This is a genomic window from Enterobacter sp. E14S (genome assembly GCF_055666685.1).
Genome location: NZ_JBVODQ010000024.1, coordinates 1 through 724 on the forward strand (window position 1 = coordinate 1; position 724 = coordinate 724).

Consider the following 724-nt stretch of genomic DNA (forward strand, 5'->3'; position numbering starts at 1 on the left):
TGTGAACTCGAAGAGTAGGGCGGGACACGTGGTATCCTGTCTGAATATGGGGGGACCATCCTCCAAGGCTAAATACTCCTGACTGACCGATAGTGAACCAGTACCGTGAGGGAAAGGCGAAAAGAACCCCGGCGAGGGGAGTGAAAAAGAACCTGAAACCGTGTACGTACAAGCAGTGGGAGCACCTTCGTGGTGTGACTGCGTACCTTTTGTATAATGGGTCAGCGACTTATATTCTGTAGCAAGGTTAACCGTATAGGGGAGCCGAAGGGAAACCGAGTCTTAACTGGGCGTTAAGTTGCAGGGTATAGACCCGAAACCCGGTGATCTAGCCATGGGCAGGTTGAAGGTTGGGTAACACTAACTGGAGGACCGAACCGACTAATGTTGAAAAATTAGCGGATGACTTGTGGCTGGGGGTGAAAGGCCAATCAAACCGGGAGATAGCTGGTTCTCCCCGAAAGCTATTTAGGTAGCGCCTCGTGAACTCATCTTCGGGGGTAGAGCACTGTTTCGGCTAGGGGGCCATCCCGGCTTACCAACCCGATGCAAACTACGAATACCGAAGAATGTTATCACGGGAGACACACGGCGGGTGCTAACGTCCGTCGTGAAGAGGGAAACAACCCAGACCGCCAGCTAAGGTCCCAAAGTCATGGTTAAGTGGGAAACGATGTGGGAAGGCACAGACAGCCAGGATGTTGGCTTAGAAGCAGCCATCATT

At 52.3% G+C, this 724-nt stretch carries 1 rRNA gene; it reads left to right on the forward strand.

Annotated elements, in window-relative coordinates:
- Window positions 1–724 (forward strand): 23S ribosomal RNA (locus ACZ6J2_RS21790); the annotation flags it as partial.